Below are 22894 nucleotides of genomic sequence, written 5' to 3' on the forward strand. Positions count from 1 at the left end.
GTGAACCTTCGGCCGCCGAGTTGCATATTCCGAACAGTCCGCGCTTCACAGCCGTGGCCATCGAACCCAGCAGGCGAAGATCCGACGACGAAGGCACCACGCACAACAGCCATTTCCGGCGCACCGCGGCGTGGATCGGCGGTATTGTCGGCGCCGCCCAGATGATCGTCTTCACCTTCCCGGTGGCGGTCGCGTCGTGGCGTCGAGAGCCGTGGGTCATGGACCTGGTCGATCACCACTTCCCGGCCATCATCGGGCTTCCCGCCGCCGCGGTGGCGTCGTTCCTGATCATCACGGCGTTCGAATCGAGGTTCGACAAGATCAAAATGAAGATCGGCAACCTGATCGAGTTCAGCGGGGCGTCCGGACCGATCGTCCTGTGGGTTCTCTGTTTCTGCGCAATGGCCTCGTGCATCAGAATCGTCTGGTGACGCGGGCGCCGTTGCCCGTCCTCCCGTCCGCCGCGGAATTCGCCGAATGCTCCTCGATCGGCCGAGGCCGGGTGCTCAGATCGGCTCCGGAACCCACACCCTGAACGTCAGGCGCGAGCACGGCATCCCGATCGGGCCCGTCGAATCGGTGCTCGACCGCCGCGGTGAGCAGCTCCACCTGCCGGTCGAGCGGGGGATGCCGTTCCGGTGGTGCGACAGTCTTGAGGTCCTGCAGCGCGGCGAAGATCCGGCGTGGGATCTGCGGCGACGCGGCGCCGGCGAGCCGGAGCTCGTCGAAGGCGAGGCGGACGTAGCCGTCCCAGCCGAGGACGCGCTCGATGAGCCGGACGTCGCCGTGGTCGTCGTGGTGCCGTCCGGTCGGGAACGTCCGGGTGGCGAGCTGGCGGAGGCCGTCGTGCAGGCGGTGGATGACCATGACCGCCGTGGTCGGATCGGTGAACGGCTGGGCGATGCTGCGTTCGGCGATGTCGACGAGCTTGCGGAAGCCGTACGCGGGGTCGTCACCGTGCGTGCGTTCGGCGGCCAGGACGACGTACCCGGAGAGCCGCGCGTGATCCGGCCCGGCAGCGGTCCCGTGAATCCGGAACAGGGGCGCGCCGGCGGGCACGAAGTCACCCATCATGGGAACCAGTTCGAGCACGCAGCCGGCGTCGCGAGCGGCGGCGACCAGGGCTCGGCGGTCGAGGTCGACCACGCTCCCGGCGCCAGGGCAGACGACGACGTCGCGCGGGGCGGGCGCGGGGTCGTCGTCGGCGTAGAGCCGGTCGATCTGTTCGTGGAGGTGGTCCCCGACCAGGTCGATCAGGCCGGCGGCCCGCAACGAGTTCCCCGAGTGGTGCATGTAGACGAACAAGGTGACGATGCTGGCCAGCATCAGCAGGTAGGCCACCAGGACCGTCAGGCCGGGCACGGTACCGCCGCCCGCGACGTCCAGCTCGCGCAGCGCCAGGATGGCGAAGGTGAAGGTCGAGGCGAACAGGCCGTAGGCGAGCTGGCTGGCCCGGTCCTGGAGCAGGGCCCGCACGATCCGCGGCGAGAACTGCCCCATGGCCAGCTGCACGGCCACCGTGGTGATGGTCAGCACGAGCGTGGTCAGGGTGACCATGGCCGACGCGATCGTGCTGAGGATGGTGGACACCGCGTCCGGTTTGCCGGTGATGGCGGTCGGGACGAGGCGGTCGCCGAACGCCCGGTCGATTGCCACGGTGATCAGGGACAGCGCGATCGAAGCGAGCACGCAGAGCAGCGGAACGATCCAGAGCTCGCCTCGGAGACGGTGCCGGGTGCGCAACGACAGCATGGTCGGTTCCCTCTCGGTCGGCAGAACGGGCTTCGACCGGAAGGCCTACCCGTGCCGGAGTGGGATAACCCCGAACGGAGGACACGCTTCTTGGTAGCCGGGTCGGAGGCTTCGGCGCCGTTGGCCGGTCCGGCGCCGGGCGCGTCCCCGAACAGTCCAGTTCGGACACACGGGATCGTGCCGTCGGAACTGCTGCCGTTGTCACCGCGTGGCGGTGGTCGAGGCCGGGCCGCTCCACTTCTGGTTCTGGCCGCCGTTGCACGTGCCCAGCCGGACGGCGGTCCCGTTGGCCGTCGAGCCGGCCGGGGCCTCCAGGCACAGCCCGGACTGGGTTCCGGTGATCGTGCCGTCGGCGTTGGTCCGCCACTTCTGGTTGGTCCCGCCGTGGCACGCCCAGATGATCACCGCCGTGCCCGGGCTGGTGGCACCGCCCTCGGCGTCGAGGCAGCGCAGCGTGTCTCCGGAGTAGACGGTCAGCTCGGTGGCGTCCGTCGCCGTCCACGTCTGGTTCGTCCCGCCGTTGCAGTCCCACAGCTGCAACCGGGTGCCCTGCGTCGTCGACCGGGCCGGGACGTCGAGGCAGCGCCCGGCGGCGACCGAGCGCACCGGACCGCTGCGGCTTCCGGTGCTGCCGCCGCTGTCGAGGCCGAGGAAGGAGATCGCGTACGCGAGCATCCCGGCCTGCGGCAGGGTGTGCCCGGTGCCCGCGACGACGACGCCTTCCACGGTGGCGCGGGTGCCGATGTCGCCGTAGCGGGTCCGCGTCCAGGACGACTGGGGGTGGTCGGTGAAGGACGGCGTCGTGGTCAGCGCGTGCAGGGCGGTCCACTGCTTCAGCTCTTCACCGAAGTTGCGGTACGCCAGGGTGGTGTCCTGGTCGCCGTGCCACAGCTGCATCCGCGGGTAGGCGCCGGTGTAACCGGGGTACATGGCGTGGGCCTGGTCGGCCCACTGCTGCGCCGTCTTGACGATGTTCCCGCCGGAGCACTGGCTGTTCCACAGCGAGCCGTCCGTGGTCGCGAAGCAGCCGGCGGGCACACCGGAGAACGCGGCCCCGGCGGAGAAGACGTCCGGGTATTCGGCCGCCAGGACGTTGGTCATCATGGCCCCGAGGAGAACCCGCTGACCACGATGCGGCCCGGGTCCACGTTGTAGCGCTGGCGCGCCCAGGCCACCATCGACATGATGCCGGTGGAGTCGCTGCCGCCGTTGCGGGTCAGGCCCGCCTTCGTCGACACGTCGAAGCAGTGCCCGTCGCGGGTGGCCTCGGGCACGACGATGACGTAGCCGTACCGGTCGGCCGCCGTCACGTAGTCGTGGCCGTTGCCGTTGAAGATCGCGCCCGCCGAGCCACTGCAGTAGTGCACCAGCAAGAGCAGGGCCGGCTTCGCCGCCACCGTGTCGGGCACGTACACGTACATGCCGAGGTTGGTGGGGTTCGCGCCGAAGTCGGTGACCCTGGTCAGGGTGGCGGCCGCGGCGGACCCGGTGTTCAGGAACGTGACCGCCAGCGGCAGCATCAGGACCAGCGCCAGCAGGCCGCGGATCAGCCGTTTCATCGTTTTCCTCCGCCGTCGTCGCCGGATGCGCTGCTTCAGGAATGCGGCTGCTCCGCGCCGTGAATCGGTCCGATTGCCGAACCGGAGAGACGTCATTCACGATAAGAGCGGGCGACGAGCAGGTCAATGATCACCCGATTCGCCGATGAAAGTTACTTTTCGCCCCGATTCCGAAGTGCCCGATTCGGCGTTGTCAAGGATTATCGGAAAATGCCGCGGACGATTCCGGTCCCCGTCGTATCCGCCCGTGCAGCTTTCCTGTCCGTCCGTGCACCCGGGTGGGTCGCTCTTCTCAACGCGGCGGGCATTGGCCAGGATGGACACCCTGGGCGGCGAGGAGGACCTTGATGGCGACGGTGCGGAACGAGGCCGACGCGCGGCGGCAGCTGCGCGCCGAGCGGCAGCGCGAGACGGACGAGCTGGTCGTCACGGGGCCGGTGACCACCGTGAGCGCCGGCCGCATCGAACTCCACTACGACGGGGTCGAGGGCCTCAAGAAGGCGATCGACGAGCGCTACGACGAGCTGAGCCGCCACCTCGAGACGGCCCGCGTCCTCGACACCGACCTGGCCGACGGCAAGGGCCCGGTCGCGCACTGGATGCGCCGGTCGTTCGCGGTGCGCGGCGGCGCCGAGGCCGGCGGGGTCCAGGCCGCGCTGCAGTCCTACCTGGCCGAGCTGGCGACGCTGCGGCAGACGCTCGAGACGGTCGTGACGATGCACCAGGGCAACGACGCAGAGGCCGCCGCGGGCCTGCCGACGGGGGACGTCGATGCCTGAGTTCCACTCGACGCACCACGCCCCGACCGCGCGGCAGCGGGCGAAGGCCCGTCGTGTCCGCCGCGAAAAGGCCGTCAACGACCGCGAAGCCACGTTCGGCCGGATCAACTGGGACAGCTACGAGCACCGTGAGCTGTGGGACATGGTGCAGTCGGCCGTCCCGGCGAAACTCGACCAGCACGCGGCCTGGTGGAAAGAGGTGGCCGCCGGCGTCAGCGCCGCGACCGACGAGGTGTCGGCGCTGGTCGGGAAGCTGAAGGAGTCGTGGCAGGGGCCGTCGGCGGACCAGGCCGTGGCCTCGGTGGACCGGCTGACCGGCTGGGCGGCGACGGTGGGGGAGAACGCCCACCGCGTCGGCTCCGGCCTCGACGAGTACACGTCGGTGGTCAGCGAAGCCCGGCACCGGATGCCCGAGCCGGTGCACTACTGGGCCGAGCGGTGGTTCCGGCAGGGGTACGCGGTGAAGCGGCTCGACGGCCCCGAGGGGGCGTACATGCTGGACCAGCTGCTCGACGACAAGCTGCCGACGAAGAAGGAAGCCGACGACGCCAAGGCCGCGGCCGTCCGGGTGATGGAGCAGTACGAGAGCGCCAGCCACGAGGTCCGCCACCGCCTGCCCCCGGAGTTCGACACGGCCCCGCCGGTGACCACCGGCTCCGGCTCCGGACCGCGGCCACCGGTGACCCACGACCCGGCTCCTCCGGTCACCCACGACCCGGGCCCGCCTTCGGTCCCCCACGAGCCAGGGCCGCCGGACCGGCCTGGCACCGGACCGGACGACTCGACGTCGACGGCGTCCGCGCTGCCGCCCACGTTCACCGGCGCCGGGGTCCCGGGCGTGCTCGACGGGGTCATCGGCGCCGCCGGGCCCGCCGGCTCCGGTTCCGGCTGGGGTCCCGGCTTCACCGGTGTTCCGGTGGCCGGCATACCGGGTTCCGGGACACCGGGTTCCGGGGCACCCGGCTCCGGGACGCCCGGCTCCGGGACGCCCGGCGAAGGCGGCCGAGCGGGGGCGGGCCGGTTCGGGGCCGGGACGTCGGGCTTCGGCCCGGGCGGGACGAACGGCCGCGGCGCACCGGGCGGGTACGGCATGTACCCGCCGGGCCAGGGCCCCCGGCGCGAGGAGGACACCGAGCACCGCGACAAGTACGCGAAGGGCTACGACCTGCTCGACGACCTCCCGCCGGCGTATCCCCCGGTGTTCGGCGAATGACCGGCTTCCACGCGGACCCGTCGGCCCTCGACGCGTTGGCGCGGCGCTTGGCGGACACCGCGGACGAGTACCGTTCGGCCGCGGACTCCCTGCAGCCACCGGAAGACCTCGGACCGGGCCCGGTCCCGGCGGCGCTCACCGCGCTGACCGCCACGTGGTCGGGCAGGATCCGGGCGGTGGAGCAGAACTTCGCCGACGCGGCGGCCGGAGTCCGGAAGGCCGCGCAGGCGTACCGCGCCACGGACACCGCGGCGGCCGAGGAGCTGGGCCGGGCCGATGGCTGACCGGAATCACGGGCCGGACCGGCTTACCTCCGGCGAGGCGGAGCGCGCCCTCGCCCGCCGCTCGGCTCCCGAGCCCCACCGCCCGACCACCGGCCGATCCAGTAATGCCCTCACCCGCCCGGCACCCGAACCCCGCCACCCAGCCTTCGGCCGACCGAGCACCGCCCTCGCCGGCCCGACACCCGAGCCCTCCTGCCCGGCCACGGGCCGCCCAACCACCGCCCTCGCGCGCTCGACATCCGAGCCCCGTCGCTCGGCCTCGGGCCGACCGAGCAGCGTCCTCGCCCGCCCGACACCCGAGCCCTCCTGCCCGGCCACGGGCCGCCCAACCACCGCCCTCGCGCGCTCGACACCCGAGCCCCGCCGCTCGGCCTCGAGCCGACCGAGCACCGCCATCACCCGCCCGACACCCGAACCGAGCCACCCGGCTCCCGGCGCGCCGGACCGCACCCATGGCTGAGTTCCGCGGCCTCGGATTCGACCCCGCCCCCGGCCACCCCGACTCCGTGGCCGAAGCCGCCCGTCGCTGCGCCGCCGTCGCAACCGGCCTCGCGGAAATCCCCACCCCCGCCACGATCCCCGAGTGGGCCGGCCGGTCCGCGCAAGCGCTCGCGGACCGCGCCGGACGCGCCGCCGCCGGTCTCTCCGCCACCCGCGAAGCCCTTCGCGCCGCCTCCGAAGTCCTCGAAAGCTGGGCCGGCACCCTCCTCGCGAACCGCCGCCGGGCCGAGGACCTCGACCGCCGGGCGGCGAATGCGCGCCGAGCCGTCGCCAGTGCGCGCGACGATGTCGAACAAGCCGAAACCGAAGTCCAGTTCTCCCCCGTCACCCAGCCGAACCTCGCCGCCGCCCGCAGCCGGCTCGCGGACCGCCAGAACGAGCTCGATCGCGTCCTCACCGAAGCTCGCGACCTGGAACGTGCCCACCACGCCGAAGCGACCCGCGTCGCCGAGCGGCTGACCGCCCTCGGCGACGGCGGCCCCTCGCCGGAAACACCCGACCTCGCCGGAATCGCCACCCACCTGGAGACCTTCTCGGCCGTCGGGCGCGAGCTGGGCGCGATCGTCGCGAAGACGCCCGCCGTGCCGGTCACGCCGCCGACGGGGGCCGTCGGTGCCTTCGCCGCCGCACTGGGTGGCCGGTGAAACTCCCCGCCGTTCCGGGGATCACCCCGGTGAACCTGGACTCGCTCGAGCGCACCACCGCCGAGCTGCACGCCCTGATGGCCCGCCTGCGCGGCCCGGACGCCGCGCGCGATCTCGGCCTCGAAGCCGCCGCCGTCCAGTGCGCGGAGGTCGCCCACGAGCGGCGGGCCGGGCTGCTCGCCCTCGTCGAACACCGCGACGCCGATCCCGCCCTGCTCATCGCCGGCGTCGTCCCGGTCGGCCACCCCGGCGAGGCCGCCGACCTCGGCTACTTCATCGCCGACACCATGCCCGGCATCCGCGAAACCAGCTCCGCGCGGACCGCCCGCGGCTACCCGGTGGTGATCGTCGAGCGCATCGGCCTGTCCGGCGCGCAGCTGCAGGCCGTCGTGCTCGACCCGGACCGGCCGCGCGCGGCCGTGTTCACCCTGCACTCCCCCGGTGGCCGCGGCTGGCTGGAGGTCGCCGGCCTGGCCGGGACGCTCGTCGCCGGCGTCGACCTCACCCCCGCAGCGCCCGCTCCCGGAACTCGCGCGGAGTCCGGCCGGTCGCCTGGCGGAACGTCCGCGAGAAGTGCGGGGCGCTGGTGAACCCGCAGTCCCGCGCGATCTCCGCGATCCCGCGTCCCGCCTTCGCCGGGTCGGCCAGCAACGCCTTCGCGCGCTCGACCCGCAGCCCCTTCAGCCGTTCCGACACGCCTTGGCCGTCGTCGAACAGCTGGTACAGCCGCCGGCGCGAGATGTACAGCGCTTCGGCGATCTTGTCCGCGCTCAGCGACTGCTCGCCGAGGTGCGCGCGCATGTACTCGAGCGCTTCACGCCTCCGCGCCGCCAAAGCGTCGACGCGGTCCAGTTCGACGCGCAGCGCACTCCTCAGCACCAGTTCGGCCAGGCCCAGCAGGTGGTGGGCGAGCCCGTGCGGGTCGAGCCGCGGACCGGCCGCCACGACGTGCGCGACGGCGCCGGCGAACAGCGAACGCAGCGGCGCGTCCACCTCGACCGGCCGGAACATCAGCGGCCGCAGCTCGGCGAACGAGATCGACAGCTTCGCCGCCGCCACGGTCAGCATCACGACGCCGGACGGCTCCAGGTGCAGCGTCGCATCGGCGAACGTCAGCTTCGCGCCGGCCTCGGCGACCGCCCGCGGGACGGGACAGCGCACCAGCAGCTGGACGTTCTCGGGGTCGCCGCGGCCGCCGAGGATCGCCGCGCGCGCGGCCGCCGCGCCGGACGCGCGGACGACGAGGTACCCGCTCGCGGGGACGTCCATCGACTGCGGCTCGGCCATCGGCACCATCGTGCCCGACGGCGGCCGCTCGGCACGGGAAGGGGGACCATGGCGCGGCGCACCGCGACGGCGGCGGGAGTGATCCTGTCGCATCTGGAATTCGATCTCCTCTGGGAGGACCTGGGACCGGGCGGGCCGCCGCCGTACCCGTTCGACGTGCCGTCGCACGGCGCGACGCACGCCGAGCGCGACGACCTGGGTGTCCAGGTGTTCGCCGGCCTCGCCGACGCGGGCCTCACCGACGGCGACGACGTCGACCCGGAATTGGCGGACCTGGTCGTGCTGCTGGGTTCACCGTCGCTCAGCGTCGACGGGCTGGTGCTGGGCGAGGCACCGTGGCGGCTGCTCGCGGCGGCCAGGGACGGCTCCGGCGTGCTCGCCGTGCTGGACGACCGCGACCTGGTGCTGGAGCCGGTCCGCCCGGACGGCCTGGTCCCCGCGGTGGCCCGGATGGTCGGCGATCTCGAAGCCGGGCCCGGTGACCAGCTGCGTCTCCCCCGCGCCGCGTACTCGGCGGCGATGGACGCATACGCGCGCAGCGGCTACGACGCGTTCGAGCGGGCGTTGAGCACGGCCGGGATCACCGGCCGCGCGGTCCGGCCGCTGGCGACGCTGGTGACGGCGCAGCGGTACGCGGCCGGCCAGCTGGCGGCCACCGGCCCGGCGGGCCGGAGCCCGGTGCTGGCCTGGTTCGACACGGCGGCCGGCCGGTACGCGGTGACCCCGGAGGACGTCGGCGGCGAGCCGTGGGTGACGGTCACGCCCGCCGACGGCGCCTGGCTCGCCGACCGCCTGGCGCGCCTGGTCGACGACGTCCGCTGAGCCGCGGCTCGTCACGTCGCCCAGGTCGCCGGGGCCCAGGACTCGGGTTCCGGAGGGCGGTGCGGCCGCGCGGCCGGCTCGGGCTCCTCCGGGAGCAGGCTGCCGAGCAGCTCGCGCCCCTGCCGCAGGGCGTCGGCGCCGGCCTCCGCGGCCAGGCGCCGGATCAGCCCGGCCAGCTCCCCCGGCGGCTTGGTCAGCGCCCGCCGCTCGAACCGCAGGTCCACCAGCGCGCCGTGCAGGTCGACCACCACCGCGACGCCGTCGTCCGCGGCCGCCGCGCGGATCGCCGCCAGCCGGGTTCCGTAGCCGGCGTCCGGCGCCGCGAACGCGTCGTCGGCCGGCTCTGCCGCCGTCCGGTTCACTGGGCCCGCCAGCTGTCCGGCGTGGTCTCTTCCGTGGCCTCCCCCGGCTCCGGCAGGCCGAGGGCCTCGACGCCGTCGTGGGCGTGCCACAGGGACGCCGTGGCCCGCGCCGACGCGGCCGCCGTCAGCAGCAGGATCCGGCGCGCCAGCTCGTCCGGCTCCAGCCGCAGCGCCGCGGCTTCCAGGGTCAGCTCCTGCAGCGCCCCGCCGGGCACGACCTCCACGGCGACCGTCCGGTCGGCGGCTTTTCCGGTGATCACGGGTGCACCCCTCCGTAGAACGTCGACGCCGAGAGCGTGTGCGTGTTCCGGCGGACGGCGTCCCCGGAATTGCCCTCGATCAAGGTGACGCGGTTTCCTTCGACCTTTTCGACGATGCCGATGTGCGTGCTCGTCGACGTGTTCTGCGGGCCGGAGCCGAAGATCAGCACGTCCCCCGGCTTGGCTTCGTGCAGGGAATTCCTGCCGTAGGCGTGGCCGTTGCGTTGCCCCCAGTGGTAGACGTCGCCGCTGAAGGGCAGCACCGGGATCTTCACCCCTGCCTTGCGCCACATCGCCGTCGCGAACGACGAACACCACGCGGCGGTCGGGCCGTAGGGGTTCCGGTTGCTGCCCGGCGGGTTCTCGCGCGTGCCCAGTTCTTTCCGCGCCGCGTGGACGATCTCCGTGCCCCGCCCGGAAACCTTGGTGTGATGCGCCTTCTTCGTCGCCTGGTCCACGACCCCGTCGTGGGTCAGTTCCTGCCGCAGCTCCCGCAGTTTCTTCGCTGCCGCCGTGAGTTCCGCGTCGACGTGCCGCAGGGTCGACGCGGACTGCCGGGTGTACCGCGGCGCCAGATCGGCGGCGTGCCCGACCGCCCGCATCAGCGCCGCCTGCGTCCCGGCCGCGACACCGGCGTCGAGAACCTGCTTGGCCTGGGCGGTGTACTCGTCGACCAGCCGCTGCACGGCCGTGTGCCCACTGTCCACAGTGGACTCCACGTGCGCGACGACCTTCTCCGCCGCCGCACCCGCCTCACCGGTGATCCGCAGCTCCTTGGTCAGCTTCGCGCTGTGGTGGCGGAAGCCGTCGGCGCCGCGGCCGTGCCAGTGGTCCAGGACCGTGGCGCTTTCCTTGTGGTAGGCGTCGTGCTGGGCGTCCAGCACCCGGGCGAGCTGATGCAGGGCGTATTCGGCGCGGACGGCGTCTTCGGCCTTCCCGGCGAGCTTGTTGCGGTGCGCGATGAGGTCCTCGGCGAAGGAGCGCGCGAGGGCGGCGGTGTCCATGTCAGCCCTTTCCGTTCAGCGCGGCGGCGGTGGCCGTTTCGTGCTCGCGATAGGACTTCGCGGCTTTCCCGGCCGCCGACGCGAGCCCGTCGGCGTGCGCGCCGACGCCCTTGACCTGCCGCTGCAACGCCAGGCCGAACCCCGCCAGCGCGTCGGCGAACCCCGACTCCTCGCCGATCTTCCCGAAGCTGTCCCGGGCGATCTCGCGGACGTCACGCAGCTGCCCGGTCGCGGTGCCCAGCGCGTCGGCGACGTGCCGGGTCCGGTGCACGTAGGAGTGCAGCACCGCGTCGTCCACCCGCAGCGGGCCGCCACCCGAGCTCGCCCCGGTCTTCCCGTGGTGCCCGGTGACGTCGCGGGCGGCCTGGCGCGCGGCCGTCAGGTGGTGCTTGTACGCGCCGTTGGTGTACGTCGACCAGGGCGTGAAGTCGTGGCCGTCGCCCGAAATGCGGTTCGCGACCCGTGCGTTGGTGTCCGGGTCGAACAGCTGGTCGTCGGACTTCAGGTGGTACTGGCGGCGACGCTCCGGGCCGAGGGCACCCAGCATGTTGATCTGCCAGAGGCCGTAGGAGTCGTCCGGCGGGGTGGCGTTGTGCGCGGTCGTCCGCCCGCCGGACTCGGCCAGCGCGACCGCGACGGCGGTGGTCAGGCCCTGACCGCGGAACCCGGCCACGTAGGCGTGCCGGGCGATCTGCTCGGCGCTCAGCTTCGTCATGGTCCGAGCTTGTCCGTCCGGGCAGGCCTTCCGGTAGGCGCGCTGCACGCAGGGACAACCCCGGTGCACGCGCGGCCCGCTCCCGGCTGATCGGGCCGGGGAAGCCCACCGATCGGGCGATACGTGCCTGCCGCTGACCTCAGGGCCGGCGCGAAGTCCCGCCGGAGAACGGCGGCCCGAGGTTCTCACCCTCGACCTGGACGGCGATCTGGCGGCCGATGGCGGACAGCTCGGTGACCTGGCCGGGCCGGAGCGCGTCGAACACGTACCGCCGGACCGCCGCCACGTGACCGGGTGCGGCCTTCTCGACCACCGCCATCCCCGCCTCGGTGAGGGTCGCCTCGATGTAGCGGCCGTTCTCCTCGCTGGGCGTTCGCTCCAGCCAGCCGCGCTGCTCCAGCCGTTTGGCCACATTGGACAGCCGGGACACCGAACCGTTCACGTGCTGGGCAAGTTCGCTCATCCGCAGCCGCCGGCCGGGAGACTCCGACAGGGTGGCGAGCACCAGGTACTCGAAGAACGAAAGGCCGCTGTCCTGCTGCAGCTGCGCGTCGATCGCGCCCGGCAGCCTGATCATCAGCCAGGCCAGGGCGAACCAGGCGTCGCGCTCGTCCGGCGACAGCCACCGGGTCTCGTCCTGGTCGTCCACACGGGGATCGTACCCATCGGCCGACCGGCTCCGGGCGCACCCGTCGAACATATTTCAAGCTTGATTTCACGCTTGAACTGTCGCTACGCTCGACGTCGGATGTTCCGCCCTACCGCAGGAGAGTGGCTGTGAAGCTCGGCATCATGCTGCCCGTGTCCGGAGTCCACGCGTCGCCGTCGACCATCAAGACCGTCGCGCAGGCGGCCGACCGGCTCGGCTACGACTCGTTGTGGACCTACGAACGGCTGCTGCGGCCGATGGCGCCGCTGCTGCCCGGCCCGGACGGCACCCTGGAACGGGCCCCCGAGATCTACCGGAGCGTTTTCGAGCCGCTGGAGACGTTGAGCTACGTCGCCGCGTTCACCAGCCGCATCGCGCTGGGCACCAACATCGTCATCCCGCTCCTCCACACACCGGTCGTGCTCGCCCGCCGGTACGCCACGCTCGACCAGCTCAGCGGCGGCCGGGCCATCGCCGGGTTCGGGCAGGGCTGGATGCCCCAGGAGTTCGCGACCGCCGGCGTGCCGCTGAAGCGGCGCGGCGCGGGCTTCGACGACGTCATCGCGGCGATCCGCGCGTGCTGGGGACCCGATCCGGTCGAGTACGCGGGTCGCTTCTACTCGATCGAGGCGTCCGAGATCAACCCGAAGCCCGTGCGCGGCACGATCCCGGTCGTCATCGGCGCGAACACCGACGCCGGCATCGACCGGGCCGCGGCCACCGCGGACGGCATCACGCCGCTGACCTGGGACCTGGACGCGGTGACCGCGCAGGCCGAACGCTTCCGGACCACCGCCGAACGCCTCGGACGCAACCCGGCGGCGCTCACGGTGACGGCGCAGACCAACCACGCCATGCAGGCCAAGCCGATCGGCGACGACCGCCCGTTCCTCGCCGGCTCCCCGCGGCAGCTCGCCGGCGACATCGAGCGGTTGCGGGACCGCGGGTTCGACGGGGTGCTGTTCGCGATGCCGCCGGCCGAGGAGATCCCCGTGCAGCTCGAAATGCTCGACGAACTCCGTTCCCTGGTGCCCGCCCGCTGAGCACGGGCGGCGCCGATCGCGCGATTGTGGAGGCAGACCGATGACCCAGCTGGCAGGCAAGGTTGCCGTGATCACGGGCGGGTCGGCCAGCATCGGCCTGGCCACCGCACGCCGGTTCGTCGCCGAGGGCGCCCGGGTGTTCCTCACCGGCCGGCGCGCGGAGCCGCTCGCCGCCGCGGCCGGCGACCTCGGTCCCGCCGCCACCGGCGTGCCCGGCGACGTCACCAGCGCCGAACACCTCGACCGCCTCCACGCCGCGGTGGCGGAGCACGGCCGGGGCCTGGACGTGCTGTTCGCCAACGCGGGCGGCGGCAGCTTCACCCCGTTCGGCGAGGTCACGCCGGACGCCTTCGACGAGACCATGGCGAGCAACGCGCGCGGGGTCTACTTCACCGTGCAGCGCCTCCTACCGCTGCTGAACCGGGACGCCTCCGTCATCCTGATGTCGTCCGTCGGCGGCACCGTGGCCGTGCCCGGGCTGAGCGTGTACTCCGCGGCCAAGGCGGCGATCCGGTCCTTGGCCCGCGGGCTGGCCGCCGAGCTGGGCGAGCGCGGGATCCGCGTGAACGCCATCAGCCCCGGCTACATCCGCACCAAGCCGGGGCAGGCCGACGTCGACGCCTTCCAAGCCGCCGGTGCCGCCGGCACTCCGCTGCGCCGAGTGGGCCGCCCCGAGGAGGTCGCCGCCGCCGCCCTGTTCCTCGCCTCCGGGGAAAGCAGCTACGTCACCGGCACCGAACTGTTCGTCGACGGCGGCCGCACGCAGGTCTGAGGTCAGGTCCCGTACCGGGCACACGTGGTGGTGACCGCTTCCGCCACGGCTCGCTCGATCGCAGCCCGCTCCGGTGCCCAGTCGGTGAGCAGGAGCGTGGGCCAGAAGACGAAGTTGGAGATCATCCCGAGGAACTGGGTCGCGGCGAGGTCCGGGTCGTCGACCTCGGCCGCGCCCGCCTTGTGGGCATCGGCCAGGTAGCGGCTGACCGACTCGAAGTAGGGCATCTTGCCCCGGCTGAACTGCGCCTCTCCCAGTTCGGGAAAGCGCGGCAGCTCCGCGATGACGATGCGGAACAGCGCCGTCATCCCCGGGCGGGTGAGCAGTTCGACGTACCGGTGGCCGATCGCGGTCAGGCCGGCCCGCAGGTCCGCGGCCGACGGTTCCGGCCCGCCGGAGTCCTCGGTCTGCCAGGACTCGGTGACGATCGCGTCGAAAAGCGCCGCTTTCGTCGGGAACTGCTTGAAGAGCGTGGCCTTCGAGACCCCGGCCGCCTCGGCGATCCTGGCGAGCGAGGTTCCGTCGTAGCCGGAGGCCAGGAACAGGCCGGTGGCGGCCTCGAGGATGGCCGCGCGCTTCTCTTCGGCCACGCGCCGGTGATACGCCGAAGGTTCGGTGCCCATGAACCGCAGTATGCCCGATGGCGAGGTGAGTCACTTGACTCACCACTCATGCCCCAGTACGTTCGATGGCGAGGTGAGCCGGTCAGCTCACCATAACCATCCCCAGAGGACACGCCATGCCACGTTTCACCCACCAGACGGCCCTGATCACCGGCGGCACCGGCGGACTCGGCGAGAGCCACGTCCGGGCCTACCACGCCGAGGGCGCGAACGTCGTCATCGGCAGCACGCCGAACGGCCTGGGCAAGGCCACGGAACTCGCCGCGGAACTGGGCGACCGCGCCCTCGCGGCCCGCTTGGACGTCACCCGTGAAGACGACTGGGCCGCCGCCGTCGCCACGGCCGAGCGGACCTTCGGCACGCTGACGATCCTGGTGAACAACGCGGGCGTCCAGCACCCCGCCACCACGATCGAACAGACCGGCCTGGCGCTCTGGGAACGCACCTTCGCGATCAACGTGACCGGCCAGTTCCTCGGCACCAGAGCGGTCACCCCGGCGATGCGGCGAGCCGGCGGCGGCGTGATCGTGAACATCGGCTCGACCATGGCGCACGGCGGCACCGCCCTCTACGCCCCTTACGTTGCGAGCAAGTGGGCGACCCGCGGCTTGACGCTGAGCGCCGCGCTCGAACTCGGCCGGGACGGCATCCGGGTGAACGCCATCCACCCCGGCGTCATCTCGACCAAGCTGATCCACGAGCCCGCCGCGCCCGGCGAGCGGCCGATCTCGGACTTCTACGACCCGAAGCCGTTCGCGATCCCCCGCCTCGGCGACCCCGCCGACGTCACCGCGGCGCTGCTCTACCTCACTTCGCCGGAGGCGTCGTTCGCGACCGGCACCGAGCTGGTGCTCGACGGCGGCCTGCTGCTGGGCCCGGCCCTGCCGGCCGGGGTCGCCTGATCATGGACGCCGTTCTGCGGGCACTGCGGCTGACCCCGGCGTCCCCGACCCGGGCCCGGATCGAGATCTTCTTCCCCCGCGTGCACGGCCGCTACCGCCTGGTGCACGAGGCCGCGGGCGGCGTCCCGGCACTCGAACGCATCCGGGTGCTGCGCGCCTTGTGAAGCCCACTGGCGCCACGCTTGGTGTATATGCAACACTGGAGTCGTGAAGCTTTCCACCGTCGACGAAATCGTGGGCGACTGCCTGGCGGTCCGGACCCGGCTGATCAGCCGGGCCGTCACCAGCCTCTACGACGGAGCTCTCGCCGGCCACGGCGTGACCATCGCCCAGCTCAACCTGCTGGCGGCCGTGGGCAAGGCGGGTCCGTGCCCGCCGTCGGCGCTCGGCGAGGCGTTGCAGCTGGAGAGGTCGACGGTCAGCCGCAACCTGAACCTCCTGCTCGGCCACGGCTGGATCGAGGCGGTCTCCGCCAACGCGAAGGGAATCCGGGAGGTCGCCCTCACCGAGGCCGGGCGGCGCAAGATCGAGTCCGTGCTGCCCGCCTGGCGGAAGTGCCAGGAGCAGGCAGCCGAACTGCTCGGGGCCACGGGAACCGACGCGATCCACGAGATCGCCCGCGGCATGGGTTATCCACCCGGCAGCTGAGTGCGTGAAGCGTCTTCAGCCGCTGCTTCTGACCATATGTTGCATATACAACTTCAAGGAGGAGACGTGAGCAGGTCTTTCGCGGGCAAGGTGGTGCTGATCACCGGCGCCTCACGAGGAATCGGCAGGGCGGTCGCGCTGGCGTTCGCCGCGGAGGGCGCGCGGCTCGTTCTCGCAGCGCGCTCGGCCGAGGGGCTGACCGAGGTGGAGCAGGAAGTGCTGACCCTCGGCGCCGAGGCGCTGTCGGTGCCGACCGACGTGTCCGCTCCCGAGGAGGTCGCCGCCCTGGTCGGCTCCGCGGTGCGCCGGTTCGGGCGCGTCGACGTGCTGGTCAACAACGCCGGTATCGGCAAGGTCGGCGAAGTCGCCGACGGCAGCTTCGCCGAAGACCTGCGGCTCACCCAGAGCGCGAGCCTGTTCGGGATGATCAGCGTGACGCAGCAGGTGCTCCCCGTCCTCCGCCGGCAGGGGTCGGGGGCGATCGTCACCATGTCGTCCGTCATGGGGCGCAAGGCTTTCGCCCGCTTCGGCTCGTACGCGATCGTCATGCACGCGGTCTCCGCGTTCTCCGACGCGCTCCGCCAGGAGGTGGCCGCCGACGGCATCCGGGTCTCGGTGATCCACCCCGCGCTGACCGCCACCGACCTGTTGCGGGACGCGGACGTGGCCGAGATGCCGCCGCCGTTCCGCCACATGACGCCCCTGTCACCGGACGCCGTCGCGAAAGCCGTGGTGACCGCAGTCCGCCGTGGACAGCGCCGGGTGGTTCTCCCGCGGAGGGCGAACACGCTGCTGCTGGCCGAAGCGTTGTCGCCGCGCCTCGGTGACCTGGTCGCCACCGCGCTGACCAAGCGGCGCATTGCCGCGCTGCTCGGGATGAGCAGCGGAAAGACCTACCACGAAACGATTTCCGTCCCCTCGACCTGATCCCTGAAGACGCGATGTCCGATCCCAAGACGAAGATCTCGCGCAGCCCGCCGGAGACGGTCGACCGAGCGGGTGACCTGGACACCGGTACCCGCGCGCCATGGTTGGCGGCCCGGGATTCGGGGTACCTGCGCAGTCCGCGGTCACCGATCACCCCGACCACTCGAGGACGAGCATGCCTGAGCCGACCACGCCCGAGCCCCTGCCGGCCGAGCTGCGTGCGCTGGCCGCCGACGCCGAAGCGCTGGCGGCGCGGACCGCGGAGGTGGCCGCGCGGCTGCAGACCGCGCCCGACGGTCACCTGCAGCGCCTCGCCCGGCCCATCGCGAAGGCGACCCACGACCTGAGCGACTACACCGCCGAGGTGTCCCGGACGGCCGAAGACCTGGCCCGGGTCCGGGTGGCCCGCGACCCCGGCCTGTGCGACGTCCCCTGGGGCGTCTGCCCGGCCCACGGCGTCACGCTGCACTCGAGCGGAGGACGTGCCTGGTGCACCGATCCCGGGTGCGCCGGCGCGTGGGACTACGACCGGCTGCACACCCCCTGCACGGAACCCGTCACCGCGGTGATCACCGACCAGGACGGGGTGACCGCGCGGCTCTGCGCAGCCCACGCGCGCGACGCGAGCGACCGGCTGGCCGGCTGCACCGTCTCCCGGCTCGATCACCAAGGCTTCGCAGACTGACCCGCCGTCGACGTTTTCCGGAATATCGGGAGCACTACCCGGCAGATTCCGAAATGAACGCCGACGTGTCCGTTGTCAACGTTGACAACGAATGTCGTCCGGACAATTTCCTGTCATAGCGTGGTATTGCGCAGCGCAGTAATATCCGGCGCGGAAACCGGCGCCGGTTTCGCAGGTGTCCGCACCACGAGGGAAAGGGACGGAAATTGCGCAAGACCACCAAGTCGCTCGCCGTGCTGGCCGCTGCCGCCGCGCTTCCCCTGACGATGAGCGGGACAGCGTGGGCCGACATTCCTTCGATCAGCCGGTCGACGGGCGCGCCACCTACTACGACGACGCCGGTTTCGGCGCCTGCGGCACGCAGATCGACGCCGCCACCCAGCTGCTCGTCGCGGCGCCCGCCGCGTACTGGACCACGGCCAACCCGAACAACGACCCGCTGTGCCGCGGCGTGTCCATCCGGGTCTCCTACAACGGGCGGACCATCACCGTGCCCGTCGTCGACAAGTGCCCGAGCTGCGACAGCGCGCACATCGACCTGAGCGCACCGGCGTTCGCCCAGCTCGCCGACCCCGGACTGGGCAACATCCCGGTGACCTGGTCGTTCGTCCGTTCGTGACCCGGCGGAACACCGGAGGAACGGCATGAACCGGCTCAAGAGAATCCTGCTCGTCGCGACCGTCGCCGCCGTCGTCATCGCCGGCGGTCCGGCCGCACCGGCGACCGCGGCCGGCACCAAGAAAGGGGTCAGCGCGGCCGCCTTTTCCGGCGTCACCACCGCACTCGCCGACGTCGGCGCCCGGTGGTTCTACACCTGGGCCGCCGACACCCAGGGCGTCACCGCACCGGCCGGGACGGAGTTCGTCCCGATGATCTGGGGTCGCGGCTCCGTCACGCCGGCGCAGCTGCAGCAGGCGAAGGCGTCCGGGACGACCCTGCTCGCGTTCAACGAACCCGATCTGGCCGGCCAGGCCGAGATGTCGGTCGAGACCGCGCTCGACCTCTGGCCGCAGCTGCAGGGGACGGGCCTGCGGCTGGGCGCGCCGGCCGTGGCCTACGGCGGGGACACGCCCGGCGGCTGGCTCGACCGGTTCATGAGCGGCGCGGCGGCGCGCGGCTACCGCGTCGACTTCATCCCGCTGCACTGGTACGGCGGCGACTTCTCGACCGCCGCCACCGGGCAGCTGCAGTCGTACCTGCAAGCGGTCTACAACCGTTACCACCGGCCGATCTGGGTCACCGAGTACGCGCTGATCGACTTCTCCGGCGCCACCCCGCGCTACCCGTCCGCCGCGGAGCAGACCGACTTCGTCAGCCGGTCCACCGCGATGCTGAACGGGTTGTCGTTCGTCGAGCGCTACGCCTGGTTCTCGCTGTCGACGTCGACCACCCCGACCGGCCTCTACACGGGGACCACCCCGAACACCAGCGGCGTCGCCTACCGGGCCGCCGGCTGATCCCCCACCCGCACCGGAACCGAACGGAGGTCCATTGCGCATGTTCAAGCGGCTCTTCGCCACGGCCGCGGCGCTCGTGGTCGCCCTGACCGTCAGTTCACCGGCGAGCCCGGCCACCGCGGCGGGCAACCACACGGTGACGTTCGTCAACCGCACCGGCCAGACCGTCTGGCTGGGCAGCACCGTGAACGCCGACGGATCGGTCAACTTCGCGAGCCTGCCGACGCTGGCCGACGGGCAGTCGGCGACCGTCACGATCCCCGAAGCGTCCGCGCCCGGCCACTGGCGGGGCAAGTTCTTCGCCCGCCAGGGGTGCACCGGCACCGCGGGCCGGGACTTCCACTGCCTGGTCGGCGACTGCGGGGTGTACGCCGACCACTGCGCGACCGGCGAGCAGCCGGCCAGCCTGGCCGAGTTCAACTTCGACACCGCCGACGGCCTCGCCCCGTGGTACGACGTCAGCTACGTCAACGCGTTCTCCGTCCCGATCACGATCGAGCCGGTCAACGCGACGGTGCCGCCGGGTTCGACGTCGTGCGGCACGGCGGGCTGCCAGGAGAACCTGCTGCCCTACTGCCCGGCCGCGAACCGGCAGTACTCCCCGTCGGGCACGCTGGTCAACTGCGTCAACCCGAACCGCGACGCGCCCACGAGCTACAGCGACGCGATCAAGTCGCACTGCCCCAAGGCGTACGCGTGGTCCAAGCAGGACACCGAGCCGGGCAACCAGACGATGTACCAGTGCGCCTCCTGCACCGGCTTCACGATCACCTTCAACCGCGTTTAGGTCGAGAGCCGCGACGGACTCCGGCGGCGAAAGCTCCGCCGGAGTCCGTCGCGGGGGATGATTGCTCCGCTTCGCCCCGCCGGCAGAACGGAGCCGGACCACCTTCCCGCTGAACCACGCGGCCTCGGCGAGCTGCTCCACCTGCGCCGCGGACGGGTTCCCCTTCAGCCGGGCGTCGATGTCGTCGCCGCCCCAGTCGCTGAGAACCCAGGCCGCCGGACGCGACCAGTGCCGACACGCGGACCGGCTCCGGCCCCGAAGCCCGTCGAAGTCGCATCGGCCGCTCCCCACCCTGATGCCGCCCCGGGTGGTCCTCGCCGGTTCCCCCTCTCGCGGGTTTCCGCGCGGCGCCCGAGGGAACCCGGATCGCGAACCGCACCCCGATCCGAGGAGGCCCCCGTGGCCATCGCGTCCGTCAACCCGGCCACCGGAGAAACCCTGCGCACCTTCGACGAGCTCACCGACGACCAGGTCGAGCAGAAGATCGCGCGGGCCGCGGCCGCCTTCCGCGACCACCGCCGCACGTCGTTCGCCGAGCGGGCCGAGCGGCTGCGGCGCGCCGCGGACATCCTCGAGGCCGAAACCGACGAGCTGGCGCGCCTGGCCACCCTCGAGATGGGCAAGACGCTGGCCTCCGCCAAGGCCGAGGTCGCCAAGTGCGCGAAGGGCTGCCGCTGGTTCGCCGACCACACCGAAGCCCTGCTCGCCGACGAACCCCACGTCGTCGTCGGCAACGAGGACGCGAACGTCTTCACCCGGTACGAACCGCTCGGCCCGGTGCTCGCGGTGATGCCGTGGAACTTCCCGTACTGGCAGGTCTTCCGCTTCGCGTGCCCGGCCCTGATGGCCGGCAACGTCGGCCTGCTCAAGCACGCGTCCAACGTGCCGCAGGTGGCGCTGGCCATCGAAGACGTCCTGCGCCGCGCCGGCTTCGCCGAAGGCGTCTTCCAGACCCTGCTCATCGGCTCGAAGAAGATCAACGCGATCATCGACGACGACCGCGTCCGCGCGGTCACCCTCACCGGCAGCGAGCCCGCCGGACGGCAGGTCGGCGCCCGCGCCGGGCAGAACGTCAAGCCCAGCGTGCTGGAACTCGGCGGCAGCGACGCCTTCATCGTCATGCCGTCGGCGGACCTGGACGCCGCCGTCGACGGCGCGGTCACCTCGCGGATGCTCAACAACGCCCAGTCGTGCATCAACGCCAAGCGCTTCATCGTCCACGAGCAGGTCGCCGAGGAGTTCACCCGCCGTCTGGTGTCCGCACTGGAGGGACTGCGGATCGGTGACCCGATGGCCGAGGACACCGATCTCGGCCCGCTGTCCTCACCGGACGCCGTCGAGACGCTGGCCAAGCAGGTGTCGGACACCGTCGCGGCGGGCGCGCGCCTGCTGACCGGCGGCCACCCGATCGACCGGCCCGGCAACTACTTCGAGCCCACCGTGCTCACCGACATCCCCGAGGGCTCCCCCGGGCACCGCGAGGAGTTCTTCGGCCCGGTCGCCCTGCTCTGGACCGCCCGCGACGCCGACGAAGCCATCCGCATCGCCAACGACTCGATGTTCGGCCTCGGCGGCAGCGCCTGGACCCGCGACGAAGCCGAACAGCGGCGGTTCGTCACCGAGGTCGAAACCGGGATGATCTACCTCAACCGGTTCACCGAGTCGACCCCGGAGGTCCCGTTCGGGGGCATCAAGAACTCCGGCTACGGCCGCGAACTGGCCGGCTTCGGCCCGCGCGCCTTCGTCAACGCCAAGACCGTCTGGATCGATTGACCTTCGCGCGAGGGTCCCGCGGTCGACCGGCGTCCGAGTTTCCCCGGCCGTCCATCCGGGGTAGGAAGGCGGCATGGCCGACATCACCAGCCTCATCCTCGACGACCACGACTGGTTCCGGCGCCAGTTCGCCCGGCTCGACGACCTCACCTCCCCCGCCGACCTGGCCGAGGTCTGGCAGCCACTGGCCGACCTGCTCGACGTGCACGCCCGCGCCGAGGAGGAGATCTTCTACCCCCACCTGCTGCGCCGCGGCGAGGACGCCGAGGCCGAGACCCTCGACGCCATCGGCGACCACAACGACATCCGCGACGGCGTGCACGAAGCCGCCTTGCACCCCGTCGGCAGCACCGCGTGGCACGAAGCGGTGAACAAGGCCCGGTTCGCCAACAGCGAGCACATGGCCGAGGAGGAGGACGAGGGCCTCGCCGACTTCCGCCGGCACGCCGACCCCGGGCTGCGCGAGGAGCTCGGACGGCGGTTCCTCGAGTTCAAGCGGCAGCACGAAGGCGCCCGTGACCTCGACGTCAGCGACCTCGATCCCCAGGAGTACGTCGAGCAGGAGCTCGGCGACCGTCCCGCCGACGCCTCGCTCGGTATCGGCAGCCTCAAGGAGCAGGACTGACATGAGCCACCTGATGCGCGGTCTGGCCCCGATCACCGACGCGGGCTGGACGGAGGTCGACGCCGAGGCGAAGGAGCGCCTGCAGACCCACCTCGCCGCCCGCCGCCTGGTCGACGTGGCCGGCCCGCACGGCTGGCGGCACTCCGCCACCGACCTCGGGCGCACCACCACCCTCGCCGCCGCGTCCCTGGCCGACCTCGGTGACGGCGCGGTGGTCCGGCAACGGCGGGTGCTGCCGCTGACCGAGGTGCGGGTGCCGTTCACGGTGTCGCGCGCGGAGCTCGACGACGCCGAGCGCGGCGCCGACGACCTTGAGTTCGACGACCTCGACCGCGCGGCCAAGCAGATCGCGATGATCGAGAACCGCGCCGTCTTCCACGGCTGGGCCGCGGCCGGCATCACCGGCATCACCGAGGCCTCGCCGTACGACACCGCCTCGCTCGGCGACGACCCCGACGCCTACCCCGGTGTCGTGGCCCGTGCGGTCGACACCCTGCGCCAGGCCGGGATCAAGGGCCCGTACGGGCTCGCCATCGCCCCGGACGGCTACACCCGCATCGTGGAGAGCACCGAGCACGGCGGCCACCTGCTGTTCGACCACCTCCGCCGGGTCCTCGGCGGCGGCAAGGTGGTCCGGGCGCCCGGCCTGGACGGCGCCCTGATCGTCAGCCTCGACAGCGGCGGCTTCTCCCTCGAACTCGGCCAGGACCTGGCCGTCGGTTACAGCCACCACGACGCCGAGACGGTCACGCTCTACCTGGAGGAAAGCTTCAGCTTCCGGGTCGTCGAGCCGGACGCCGCCCTCACGCTGGCCCCCTGAC

At 72.3% G+C, this 22894-nt stretch carries 29 protein-coding genes and 1 pseudogene; 20 read left to right on the forward strand and 10 right to left on the reverse strand.

The window, feature by feature from the left end; all coding sequences use genetic code 11:
* Positions 1-53: 53 nt before the first annotated feature.
* A complete protein-coding gene (locus tag HUT10_RS07400) occupies positions 54-431 on the forward strand; it encodes a hypothetical protein (RefSeq protein ID WP_176170481.1) in 378 nt (125 codons plus the stop codon).
* Here the strand turns inward: HUT10_RS07400 and HUT10_RS07405 are convergent.
* From HUT10_RS07405 to HUT10_RS52100, 3 genes and pseudogenes are all read right to left on the reverse strand, one after another.
* Positions 415-1752 carry a DUF2254 domain-containing protein gene (locus HUT10_RS07405; RefSeq protein ID WP_176170482.1) on the reverse strand — a complete coding sequence of 446 codons (1338 nt, stop codon included), beginning with the start codon at positions 1750-1752 and terminating at the stop codon, positions 415-417. The two genes, HUT10_RS07400 and HUT10_RS07405, sit on opposite strands and share 17 nt — an antisense overlap.
* 201 nt (positions 1753-1953) lie before the next feature.
* Positions 1954-2649 (reverse strand): ricin-type beta-trefoil lectin domain protein, encoded by a 696-nt coding sequence (locus tag HUT10_RS07410; RefSeq protein WP_368660822.1) that lies wholly within the window; start codon positions 2647-2649, stop codon positions 1954-1956.
* Between the two features lie 3 nt (positions 2650-2652).
* Positions 2653-3407 (reverse strand): annotated as a pseudogene (locus HUT10_RS52100) (PHB depolymerase family esterase); the annotation flags it as partial.
* A 251-nt stretch (positions 3408-3658) separates the two neighbouring features.
* On the opposite strand from HUT10_RS52100, the gene HUT10_RS07415 reads away from it, so the two are divergent.
* The 5 genes from HUT10_RS07415 to HUT10_RS07435 all read left to right on the forward strand — a co-directional run bounded on the left by HUT10_RS07415 (position 3659) and on the right by HUT10_RS07435 (position 7322).
* The gene (locus HUT10_RS07415) at positions 3659-4090 is read left to right on the forward strand and encodes a hypothetical protein (protein WP_176170483.1); all 432 of its coding nucleotides are present in this window, start codon (positions 3659-3661) and stop codon (positions 4088-4090) included.
* Positions 4083-5303, forward strand: coding sequence for a PPE domain-containing protein (locus HUT10_RS51795; protein WP_176170484.1), 1221 nt, complete (start codon positions 4083-4085; stop codon positions 5301-5303). The genes HUT10_RS07415 and HUT10_RS51795 overlap by 8 nt, the downstream gene beginning before the upstream one ends.
* Positions 5300-5587, forward strand: coding sequence for a DUF6507 family protein (locus HUT10_RS07425; protein WP_176170485.1), 288 nt, complete (start codon positions 5300-5302; stop codon positions 5585-5587). Before HUT10_RS51795 ends, HUT10_RS07425 begins: the two co-directional genes overlap by 4 nt.
* 452 nt (positions 5588-6039) lie before the next feature.
* The gene (locus tag HUT10_RS07430; RefSeq protein WP_176170486.1) at positions 6040-6732 is read left to right on the forward strand and encodes a hypothetical protein; all 693 of its coding nucleotides are present in this window, start codon (positions 6040-6042) and stop codon (positions 6730-6732) included.
* A complete protein-coding gene (locus HUT10_RS07435; RefSeq protein WP_176170487.1) occupies positions 6729-7322 on the forward strand; it encodes a hypothetical protein in 594 nt (197 codons plus the stop codon). The genes HUT10_RS07430 and HUT10_RS07435 overlap by 4 nt, the downstream gene beginning before the upstream one ends.
* On the opposite strand, the gene HUT10_RS07440 is transcribed toward HUT10_RS07435, so the two are convergent.
* A complete protein-coding gene (locus HUT10_RS07440; protein ID WP_176170488.1) occupies positions 7234-8019 on the reverse strand; it encodes a helix-turn-helix transcriptional regulator in 786 nt (261 codons plus the stop codon). The two genes, HUT10_RS07435 and HUT10_RS07440, sit on opposite strands and share 89 nt — an antisense overlap.
* Before the next feature lie 48 nt (positions 8020-8067).
* Between HUT10_RS07440 and HUT10_RS07445 the strand changes: the two genes are divergently transcribed.
* Entirely contained in the window at positions 8068-8841 is a 774-nt protein-coding gene (locus tag HUT10_RS07445) for an ESX secretion-associated protein EspG (protein ID WP_176170489.1), read from the forward strand.
* An 11-nt stretch (positions 8842-8852) separates the two neighbouring features.
* On the opposite strand, the gene HUT10_RS07450 is transcribed toward HUT10_RS07445, so the two are convergent.
* From HUT10_RS07450 to HUT10_RS07470, 5 genes are all read right to left on the reverse strand, one after another.
* Positions 8853-9203 (reverse strand): hypothetical protein, encoded by a 351-nt coding sequence (locus HUT10_RS07450; RefSeq protein WP_176170490.1) that lies wholly within the window; start codon positions 9201-9203, stop codon positions 8853-8855.
* The gene (locus HUT10_RS07455; RefSeq protein WP_176170491.1) at positions 9200-9463 is read right to left on the reverse strand and encodes a YbaB/EbfC family DNA-binding protein; all 264 of its coding nucleotides are present in this window, start codon (positions 9461-9463) and stop codon (positions 9200-9202) included. The genes HUT10_RS07450 and HUT10_RS07455 overlap by 4 nt, the downstream gene beginning before the upstream one ends.
* Complete coding sequence (locus HUT10_RS07460) at positions 9460-10467, reverse strand: CHAP domain-containing protein (protein ID WP_176170492.1); 1008 nt, start codon at positions 10465-10467, stop codon at positions 9460-9462. The genes HUT10_RS07455 and HUT10_RS07460 overlap by 4 nt, the downstream gene beginning before the upstream one ends.
* A gap of 1 nt (position 10468) precedes the next feature.
* Complete coding sequence (locus HUT10_RS07465) at positions 10469-11182, reverse strand: transglycosylase SLT domain-containing protein (RefSeq protein ID WP_176170493.1); 714 nt, start codon at positions 11180-11182, stop codon at positions 10469-10471.
* A 139-nt stretch (positions 11183-11321) separates the two neighbouring features.
* On the reverse strand, positions 11322-11831 hold the full coding sequence (locus HUT10_RS07470; protein WP_254896741.1) for a MarR family winged helix-turn-helix transcriptional regulator: 510 nt from the start codon (positions 11829-11831) through the stop codon (positions 11322-11324).
* Between the two features lie 128 nt (positions 11832-11959).
* Between HUT10_RS07470 and HUT10_RS07475 the strand changes: the two genes are divergently transcribed.
* Together HUT10_RS07475 and HUT10_RS07480 are read left to right on the forward strand one after the other, a co-directional pair.
* Positions 11960-12874, forward strand: coding sequence for a TIGR03619 family F420-dependent LLM class oxidoreductase (locus HUT10_RS07475; protein ID WP_176170495.1), 915 nt, complete (start codon positions 11960-11962; stop codon positions 12872-12874).
* A 40-nt stretch (positions 12875-12914) separates the two neighbouring features.
* A complete protein-coding gene (locus HUT10_RS07480) occupies positions 12915-13646 on the forward strand; it encodes an SDR family NAD(P)-dependent oxidoreductase (protein ID WP_176170496.1) in 732 nt (243 codons plus the stop codon).
* Between the two features lie 2 nt (positions 13647-13648).
* Here HUT10_RS07480 and HUT10_RS07485 read toward each other — a convergent pair whose 3' ends face one another.
* Positions 13649-14269 (reverse strand): TetR/AcrR family transcriptional regulator, encoded by a 621-nt coding sequence (locus HUT10_RS07485; protein WP_176170497.1) that lies wholly within the window; start codon positions 14267-14269, stop codon positions 13649-13651.
* 116 nt (positions 14270-14385) lie between these two features.
* On the opposite strand from HUT10_RS07485, the gene HUT10_RS07490 reads away from it, so the two are divergent.
* The 11 genes from HUT10_RS07490 (at position 14386) to HUT10_RS07540 (ending at position 22893) form a co-directional block, all read left to right on the forward strand.
* Positions 14386-15171 carry an SDR family oxidoreductase gene (locus HUT10_RS07490; protein WP_176170498.1) on the forward strand — a complete coding sequence of 262 codons (786 nt, stop codon included), beginning with the start codon at positions 14386-14388 and terminating at the stop codon, positions 15169-15171.
* Between the two features lie 2 nt (positions 15172-15173).
* The gene (locus HUT10_RS07495) at positions 15174-15335 is read left to right on the forward strand and encodes a hypothetical protein (RefSeq protein WP_176170499.1); all 162 of its coding nucleotides are present in this window, start codon (positions 15174-15176) and stop codon (positions 15333-15335) included.
* 43 nt (positions 15336-15378) lie between these two features.
* A complete protein-coding gene (locus HUT10_RS07500) occupies positions 15379-15819 on the forward strand; it encodes a MarR family winged helix-turn-helix transcriptional regulator (RefSeq protein WP_254896742.1) in 441 nt (146 codons plus the stop codon).
* A gap of 66 nt (positions 15820-15885) precedes the next feature.
* Positions 15886-16746, forward strand: coding sequence for an SDR family oxidoreductase (locus HUT10_RS07505; protein WP_176170500.1), 861 nt, complete (start codon positions 15886-15888; stop codon positions 16744-16746).
* Positions 16747-16921: 175 nt separating this feature from the next.
* Positions 16922-17431: a hypothetical protein gene (locus HUT10_RS07510; protein ID WP_176170501.1), complete on the forward strand. Its 510-nt coding sequence runs from the start codon at positions 16922-16924 to the stop codon at positions 17429-17431.
* 280 nt (positions 17432-17711) lie between these two features.
* Positions 17712-18050: a cysteine/serine endopeptidase inhibitor gene (locus HUT10_RS07515; RefSeq protein ID WP_254896743.1), complete on the forward strand. Its 339-nt coding sequence runs from the start codon at positions 17712-17714 to the stop codon at positions 18048-18050.
* A gap of 25 nt (positions 18051-18075) precedes the next feature.
* On the forward strand, positions 18076-18888 hold the full coding sequence (locus tag HUT10_RS07520; protein WP_176170502.1) for a glycoside hydrolase family protein: 813 nt from the start codon (positions 18076-18078) through the stop codon (positions 18886-18888).
* Between the two features lie 40 nt (positions 18889-18928).
* Positions 18929-19675: a thaumatin family protein gene (locus HUT10_RS07525; RefSeq protein ID WP_176170503.1), complete on the forward strand. Its 747-nt coding sequence runs from the start codon at positions 18929-18931 to the stop codon at positions 19673-19675.
* A 399-nt stretch (positions 19676-20074) separates the two neighbouring features.
* On the forward strand, positions 20075-21448 hold the full coding sequence (locus tag HUT10_RS07530) for an NAD-dependent succinate-semialdehyde dehydrogenase (RefSeq protein WP_176170504.1): 1374 nt from the start codon (positions 20075-20077) through the stop codon (positions 21446-21448).
* 73 nt (positions 21449-21521) lie between these two features.
* Positions 21522-22073, forward strand: a complete 552-nt coding sequence (locus HUT10_RS07535) for a hemerythrin domain-containing protein (protein ID WP_176170505.1) — start codon at positions 21522-21524, stop codon at positions 22071-22073.
* A 1-nt stretch (position 22074) separates the two neighbouring features.
* The gene (locus HUT10_RS07540) at positions 22075-22893 is read left to right on the forward strand and encodes a family 1 encapsulin nanocompartment shell protein (protein WP_176170506.1); all 819 of its coding nucleotides are present in this window, start codon (positions 22075-22077) and stop codon (positions 22891-22893) included.
* The last annotated feature ends 1 nt before the right edge of the window (position 22894 follow it).

Origin of the sequence: Amycolatopsis sp. Hca4 (assembly GCF_013364075.1) — a bacterium.
In the GTDB taxonomy this organism is placed as follows: domain Bacteria; phylum Actinomycetota; class Actinomycetes; order Mycobacteriales; family Pseudonocardiaceae; genus Amycolatopsis.

Bases quoted from the DNA above. Each gene is read 5' to 3' on its own strand.
- HUT10_RS51795 (WP_176170484.1), top strand. From the start codon at position 4,083: ATGCCTGAGTTCCACTCGACGCACCACGCCCCGACCGCGCGGCAGCGG.
- HUT10_RS07430 (WP_176170486.1), top strand. From the start codon at position 6,040: ATGGCTGAGTTCCGCGGCCTCGGATTCGACCCCGCCCCCGGCCACCCC.
- HUT10_RS07525 (WP_176170503.1), top strand. From the start codon at position 18,929: ATGTTCAAGCGGCTCTTCGCCACGGCCGCGGCGCTCGTGGTCGCCCTG.
- HUT10_RS07415 (WP_176170483.1), top strand. From the start codon at position 3,659: ATGGCGACGGTGCGGAACGAGGCCGACGCGCGGCGGCAGCTGCGCGCC.
- HUT10_RS07540 (WP_176170506.1), top strand. From the start codon at position 22,075: ATGAGCCACCTGATGCGCGGTCTGGCCCCGATCACCGACGCGGGCTGG.
- HUT10_RS07465 (WP_176170493.1), bottom strand. From the start codon at position 11,182: ATGACGAAGCTGAGCGCCGAGCAGATCGCCCGGCACGCCTACGTGGCC.
- HUT10_RS07490 (WP_176170498.1), top strand. From the start codon at position 14,386: ATGCCACGTTTCACCCACCAGACGGCCCTGATCACCGGCGGCACCGGC.
- HUT10_RS07535 (WP_176170505.1), top strand. From the start codon at position 21,522: ATGGCCGACATCACCAGCCTCATCCTCGACGACCACGACTGGTTCCGG.
- HUT10_RS07410 (WP_368660822.1), bottom strand. From the start codon at position 2,649: ATGCAGCTGTGGCACGGCGACCAGGACACCACCCTGGCGTACCGCAAC.
- HUT10_RS07485 (WP_176170497.1), bottom strand. From the start codon at position 14,269: ATGGGCACCGAACCTTCGGCGTATCACCGGCGCGTGGCCGAAGAGAAG.
- HUT10_RS07460 (WP_176170492.1), bottom strand. From the start codon at position 10,467: ATGGACACCGCCGCCCTCGCGCGCTCCTTCGCCGAGGACCTCATCGCG.
- HUT10_RS07480 (WP_176170496.1), top strand. From the start codon at position 12,915: ATGACCCAGCTGGCAGGCAAGGTTGCCGTGATCACGGGCGGGTCGGCC.
- HUT10_RS07440 (WP_176170488.1), bottom strand. From the start codon at position 8,019: ATGGCCGAGCCGCAGTCGATGGACGTCCCCGCGAGCGGGTACCTCGTC.
- HUT10_RS07425 (WP_176170485.1), top strand. From the start codon at position 5,300: ATGACCGGCTTCCACGCGGACCCGTCGGCCCTCGACGCGTTGGCGCGG.
- HUT10_RS07405 (WP_176170482.1), bottom strand. From the start codon at position 1,752: ATGCTGTCGTTGCGCACCCGGCACCGTCTCCGAGGCGAGCTCTGGATC.
- HUT10_RS07495 (WP_176170499.1), top strand. From the start codon at position 15,174: ATGGACGCCGTTCTGCGGGCACTGCGGCTGACCCCGGCGTCCCCGACC.
- HUT10_RS07445 (WP_176170489.1), top strand. From the start codon at position 8,068: ATGGCGCGGCGCACCGCGACGGCGGCGGGAGTGATCCTGTCGCATCTG.
- HUT10_RS07510 (WP_176170501.1), top strand. From the start codon at position 16,922: ATGCCTGAGCCGACCACGCCCGAGCCCCTGCCGGCCGAGCTGCGTGCG.
- HUT10_RS07520 (WP_176170502.1), top strand. From the start codon at position 18,076: ATGAACCGGCTCAAGAGAATCCTGCTCGTCGCGACCGTCGCCGCCGTC.